The sequence below is a fragment of the Corallococcus llansteffanensis genome (assembly GCF_003612055.1).
Classification (GTDB): domain Bacteria; phylum Myxococcota; class Myxococcia; order Myxococcales; family Myxococcaceae; genus Corallococcus; species Corallococcus llansteffanensis.
Genome location: NZ_RAWB01000601.1, coordinates 1 through 5,941 on the forward strand (window position 1 = coordinate 1; position 5,941 = coordinate 5,941).

At 70.1% G+C, this 5,941-nt stretch carries 5 protein-coding genes; 2 read left to right on the forward strand and 3 right to left on the reverse strand.

The window, feature by feature from the left end; translation table 11 throughout:
• Positions 1–608: acyl-CoA dehydrogenase family protein (locus D7V93_RS36120; RefSeq protein WP_208723269.1), on the reverse strand; the 608-nt coding region annotated here is incomplete at its 3' end.
• Between the two features lie 53 nt (positions 609–661).
• Positions 662–1,588, reverse strand: a complete 927-nt coding sequence (locus D7V93_RS36125) for an MBL fold metallo-hydrolase (protein ID WP_158623940.1) — start codon at positions 1,586–1,588, stop codon at positions 662–664.
• A gap of 271 nt (positions 1,589–1,859) precedes the next feature.
• Here D7V93_RS36125 and D7V93_RS36130 point away from each other — a divergent pair, with 271 nt between their 5' ends.
• Together D7V93_RS36130 and D7V93_RS36135 are read left to right on the forward strand one after the other, a co-directional pair.
• Positions 1,860–5,024, forward strand: a complete 3,165-nt coding sequence (locus D7V93_RS36130; RefSeq protein ID WP_120647683.1) for an ATP-binding protein — start codon at positions 1,860–1,862, stop codon at positions 5,022–5,024.
• 26 nt (positions 5,025–5,050) lie between these two features.
• On the forward strand, positions 5,051–5,452 hold the full coding sequence (locus tag D7V93_RS36135; RefSeq protein WP_120647684.1) for a response regulator: 402 nt from the start codon (positions 5,051–5,053) through the stop codon (positions 5,450–5,452).
• 9 nt (positions 5,453–5,461) lie between these two features.
• On the opposite strand, the gene D7V93_RS36140 is transcribed toward D7V93_RS36135, so the two are convergent.
• Positions 5,462–5,941 (reverse strand): hypothetical protein (locus D7V93_RS36140; RefSeq protein ID WP_208723270.1); only part of this gene is annotated, 480 nt, incomplete at its 5' end.

Consider the following 5,941-nt stretch of genomic DNA (forward strand, 5'->3'; position numbering starts at 1 on the left):
CTCCGGGACTCCGGCAGCAGCGTGTCCTGGAAGTGCAGGAGCTGGCTGCGCGTGGCCCGCATGCCCATTGTGTCCCAGACATCCTCCACCTGGATGGAGTCGTCCTTGTCGATGAGGAAGAAGGCGGGCTGGCCATCACACACAGCGTTGGTGAGCAGGTATTGGGCTTGCTCGCTGCCCGACACGAAGCGCTTGGCCCCGGACAGGCGCCAGCCGCCGTCGGCGCGGCGAGCCTCCTGGTGAGGCATGAGGAACATGTTGCCACTGGTGGGCTCGGACAGGGCGTTGCCGAACCAGGCCCCCTGGCGGAACCTGTCGTTGAAGGAGGCCACCAGCGCGGGCTCCGGCAGGGCCAGGAAGGCGAGCCCCGAGCCCTGGTGCATCAGCCAGAGCGTCCCGAAGGAAGCGCTGCCCCGGCTCAGGATGCTGACGATGCGCCCGAAGGTCAGCCAGGAGGCGCCCTCCAGCAGCGCGGTGTTCAGCGGGGACTGGGCCATGGCCTCGAAGCCCTCGTCGGGCAGGGAGGTCTCCCGGTCATGCCGCGCGGCGTGCTCGGCCAGCAGCCGCTGGATCCGCTCTGCTTCGGCCAGGCAGTCTGCATCGCTCATCGTTCGTTGGAGCTGGGGCATGGAGGCGTCAGACATTAGCCCATGCCCACGGGTCAGAGCAGCCCGTCCAGGATGAGCCCGCGGCGCTGGTAGTCCTGCATCTGCGCGCCGTCGTGCGCCACCACCTGGTGCAGCTCGGGTGCTGTGCGCCGCAGGTCGTGCAGCCACCGAAGCTGGTGCGCCATCGCCTGCGCATCCTCGCCGCCCATCCAGTTGGAGAGCCGCGGGTGCATCCGCGGGAGCCGGATGTTGTCCTGGTGCCAGGCCACGTCGCCGACGAGCAGGAACTCGCGCCCGTCGGCGAGCCGCGTGTATACCAGCTGGGTGCCGGGCGTGTGGCCCGGCGCCTTGATGAGGACCACGCCGGGACGCAGCAGGTGCATGCGCTCGTACTTGAGCGGCGTGAACCTGGCGCGCAGCTCCGCGGTGAAGCCGGCGTCCTGCGCTTCCGGGCTCCGCAGTTGCTCGTCCGTGAGGTGGACCTTGCTCGCCACCTCGTCCAGGTGTGCCGAGTGCGCGATGCCCGCGCAGTGGTCGAAGTGCTCGTGGGTGACGACCGTCGCGTCCGCGCGGCGCAGCGCCTCCTGGACCCGGGCGTAGGCCGCGGCGTCGAACTCCGAGCCGGGGAACTGGGCCTGTTGGGTCTGCTCATCGTTCACGACGTCCACCAGCACCGTGTGGCCGCCGGCATAGACGAGCTGGTACGCATAGAAGTCGAAGGAGTGGTCCGCGAAGCCGCTGCCGGCCACCACGAACGTGAGCGGCACTCCGTTGGCCCTGCCCACGTGCTGGCTGCGCAGCTCGGTGGGGAGCGGCTCTCCGGTGGAGACGGCCAGTGCCCGGATGGCGCCCAGGTCGGCGTCGAAGCGCGAGGTGTCCGGGACACTCACGTCGCTCAGTCCTACTGCCACGACGGCGGCCACCACCAGCAACAGGGCGGCGACAGCGAGGCCCAGGCGACGCCACAGGGTTCGTCTCATGGCCGGCATCCTACCGATTGCCGCCGTCGCCTTGCGTGAAGTCCTCCATGCCCATCCTCCGCTCCCTCATCGCGGGGCGCAGCGACTCGCCCAGCCGCTCGCGCGGGGCCCTCGCCGACGCCTTCCGACTTCGGTCCTGCCCCCACCTGGGGGAGCAGCCGGGCCCAGGCCCTCTGGCTCGCTGTGGCGGTGAGGGATGCCGGGCGAAGGTCGCATGGCTCCAGCGCGGGCACATGCGTAGTTTTTGCCTACACCCTTGAGGCCCCGTGCCATGGCGCAGCACTCCTGTGACGACACCCTGCCCAGTCTCACCTTCCAGGCCAGTGGCCTGGAGGGCGCGTCCGCATGGGAGCTCGCGGAGGCCCTGGATGAGGGGGTCATCGCGGTCAGCTCCATGGGGCAGGTCCAGGCGGTGAACCCGGGCGCCGAGCGTCTCCTCCAGCGCCCCCGGGCCGAGCTGCTGGGCCGGACGCTGGAGTCCCTCTTCGGCGAGCCCGCGCTCCTCCGTGCGCTCGCCCGGGGGGAGCCCGCGAAGCTCGTCGCGCATCGGGCCAGCTGTGGACGGAGCCTGGAGGTGCGCCTTCATCCGCGGCGCGGGCAGGGGTGGCTCTTCGTGCGCGACGTCTCCCCGGAGTACGCGCGCGGCAGCCCTCATGGGGAGCCGGGTTCCTTCGAGGAGGCCCAGCGACGCCTCCGGCTGGTGCTGGACCACACGCCCGTCCTCCTGTTCGCGTTCGACACGCAGGGCATCCTCACGGTCTCCGAAGGGAAGGGGATCGAGGGCCTTGGGAGGACGCATGGCGAGCTCGTCGGTGAGTCCATCTTCACGGCCTACGCGGACATCGATTGGATCATCCAGAGCGTCCACCGCGTGCTGGCGGGGGAGGAGGTCTCCGCGGTGGGGAGCGTGCGCGGGACGTGGTTCGAAGTGCACTACACCCCGCTGCGCGATGCCCGGGGGAGTGTGACCGGCGGCATTGGCATCGCCTTCGACGTGACCGGGCGGGAGCGGGCCGTCCAGGTGCTCCGCCATCAACAGTCGGTGCTTCAGTACGTCATCGCCAACGTGCCCCACGCGGTCTTCTGGAAGGACCGGAAGGGGCGCTTCCTGGGCGGCAACCAGAACTTCCTCAACGACACCGGCATGGGCACGCTCGAGCACCTCGTGGGCAAGAGCGACTACGACGTGTGGAAGAAGCGCGAGGAGGCGGACTTCTTCGTCAAGGTCGACCGCGAGGTGATGGAGCAGGGCCGGGCGTTCCATGACATCGAGGAGCCGGTGCTCCGCGCCGACGGCACCCAGCGCACGCTGCTCACCAGCAAGGTCCCCATCCGGGACCTGGCCGGGCACGTCACCGGCCTGCTGGGCATCTACGTGGACATCACCGGGCGCAAGCGGATGGAGACGGAGCTCCAGAAGGCGAAGCAGGTCGCCGAAGAGGCCGCCCGCGCCAAGGACGAATTCCTCACCGTCATGAGCCATGAGCTGCGCACGCCACTGACCCTCATCCTGGGCCCGCTGGGCACGCTGCTCGCATCCTCCACCAGCGAACTGTCCGACCGCACCCGGTACGCGCTGGAGCGCATCCACGGCAACGCCGTGCGGCTCTTCCACCTCGTGGACGACATCCTGGACCACCAGAAGCTGGGGGCCGGACAGCTCGCGGTCGACCCGCAGCCCGTGGACGTCTCCGACCTGGTCGCTGGCATCGTGGAGGATGCGAGGCCTGCGGGAAGCTCGCGGCGGATCGACGTGCGCTTCGAGCCCGATGCCTCGCTCGGCGTCCTCCTCCTGGACGGGCGCAAGTTCGAGAAGCTCGTCCTCAACCTGCTGGGCAACGCCCTCAAGTTCACCCCCGCCGAAGGCCGGGTGACCGTCCGTCTGCGACGTGTGGAGGGGGACCTGGAGCTGTCCGTGAGCGACACCGGGCCGGGGATTCCCAAAGCCAAACAGGAGGTCATCTTCCAGCGCTTCCAGCAGCTCGACGGCTCCGCCACGCGCAAGCACGAGGGGACGGGGATGGGCCTGGCCATCGTGAAGGAGTTCACGGAGCTGATGGGCGGCCACGTCCGCGTGGAGAGCGAGCCCGGCAAGGGGGCCCGCTTCACGGTGCGGCTCCCGGCGGAACCGGCGCGCCCCACCGACGCGGGCCCGGAGGAGCGTCAGCCCTCCGCCTCGCATCGGGCCTACTTCCCGCAGTTCCAGACACCGCCTCACGCACAGGCGGAGCCCCGGAGGCCCCCACACGACGCGCCGCACCTGCTCATCGCCGAAGACAACCCGGGCATGCGTGCGTACCTGGCCGAGCTGCTGGCGGACAGCTATGACCTGGTGCTGGTGGAGAACGGTCAGCAGGCGTGGGACGCGGTGCAGCGGCGCCGCCCGGATGTCATCGTGTCGGACGTGATGATGCCGGAGGTGGACGGCCTGGAGCTGGCCGCGCGGCTCAAGGCCGACCCCCGGTTCCGGGACGTGCCCCTCCTGCTGCTGACGGCGAAGACCGGTCGCGATGACGTGGTGTACGGGCTGGACGCGGGCGCGGATGACTACCTGGGCAAGCCCTTCGGTCCGGCGGAGCTCAAGGCCCGTGTGCGCGCCGCCGAGCGCCTTCACCGAATCTACGTGGAGCTGGACGCCCGGACGCGCGAGCTGCAGGCCACGCTGCACACCCTGCGCGACACGCAGGCGGAGGTCGTCGATGGCGCCCGGCAGGCCGCGGTGGGCACGTTGGTCGCGGGGCTCTGCCACGAGCTGAACAACCCCCTCGCCGCCATCCGGATGAACGCCCAGCTGCTGGCCCGGCGCGCGGTGGACCCCAAGCTCCTGCACCGGGCGCTGCTCGCCATCGAGCGGCAGTCGCAGCGCTGCTCGTGCCTGCTGACGGCGCTGCAGGAGTTCTCCGGGCAGGCGCCCGTGAAGCGCGCGTGGTACCCGGCGGGGACGCTGGTGGACCGGGCGCTCGCCAACGCCAGCCCCGAGGCCCACCGCCGCGCGGTGCACCTGAAGCAAGGGCTCCCCGCGGCCGACCTGCCCTGGGTCCATGTGAATGCCACGGAGGTGGAGACGGCCCTGCTCAACGTGGTGACCAACGCGCTGGAGGCCAGCCCCGCGGGCGCCACGGTGCGGGTCGAGGCGCGGCCGCTGTCGCGGGGCGGCCGGCAGGGCCTGGAGGTGAGGGTGCTCGACAGCGGGCCCGGCATTCCCCCCGCGGTGCTGCCGCATGTCCTTGATTTGTTCTTCACGACGAAGGCGCCGGGTGAAGGCATGGGGCTGGGCCTGGCGCTGGCGCAGCAGTTCATCACGGGCCAGGGCGGCACCGTCGACGTGGAGAGCGAGGAGGGCCATGGGGCCAGGGTGCGGCTGTGGCTCCCCGCGAGGGACGCACCCCCGGACGTGCCGTGCGTCGCCGCCGAGGCAGGCAGGGCCGAAGGGTGACCGAGGCGTCGCGAGAGGAGGCCCGGATGCTCGGCCGCATCCTGGTGGTCGACGACGAGGAGGACATCCGCGAGGCGCTGGAGATGATCCTCGCCCTGGAGGGCTACGACGTCCGCACCGTGGATTGCGGCGCCGCGGCCATCGCCCAGGCGGAGGAGGAGCACTTCGACCTGGTCATCACCGACCTGAAGATGCCGGGCATGGATGGCGTGGAGACGCTGATGGCCCTGAAGCAGCGCCACCCGTGCCTCCAGGTCATCGTGGCCACCGGCTACGCGTCCAGCGAGACGGCCCGCCGGTGCCTGAGCGAGGGCGCGCACGACTACCTCAAGAAGCCCTTCGACATGGAAGAGCTGTTGCGGCTCGTCGAGCGGGCCATCGCTGACGGTCGAGTGCCCCCTGACGGGCCTTCCGCGCAAAGGTGCTGAAGGCCTGCCTCAAGTAGCCGAAGCCTTGTGCCTGGACGAGAGTTCGAGGGCTGTGAGGGGAACGCTGGACAGGCTGAGCATCCAGCAGACGAAACCCATCGAGGGATACACCAGCTTGGCGAGACTGGTTGAACCCGAGGGGAGGGGCTGGACAAACCAGGTCAGTGAGGACAATCCCACGAGGGCGGCGAACGTGCCAACCCAGAGGGCCTTGCGATCCGCGCCCACCAGGAGCAGCAGCAGGGCGATGGCGAACAAGGGGTTCGCGTACCAGCCAAAGTTCATGCTCCACGCCCCCATCCAGCCGTTCAGCAGCAGCTCGAAGCCAGACATGTCCTTCTCATGACCCGGGGTGCCCTGGTAGCCCACGGTGGCCACCCTCATCGCGGGCGTTGCGCATGCGATGATGAAAAAGACGGACGCTACGACTGCGGCAAGGACGCGTTCTTTCACGTAGGGAACGACGGCGGCCTTGCGAGGGGGCGGACG

Bases quoted from the DNA above. Each gene is read 5' to 3' on its own strand.
- D7V93_RS36135 (WP_120647684.1), top strand. From the start codon at position 5,051: ATGCTCGGCCGCATCCTGGTGGTCGACGACGAGGAGGACATCCGCGAG.
- D7V93_RS36130 (WP_120647683.1), top strand. From the start codon at position 1,860: ATGGCGCAGCACTCCTGTGACGACACCCTGCCCAGTCTCACCTTCCAG.
- D7V93_RS36125 (WP_158623940.1), bottom strand. From the start codon at position 1,588: ATGAGACGAACCCTGTGGCGTCGCCTGGGCCTCGCTGTCGCCGCCCTG.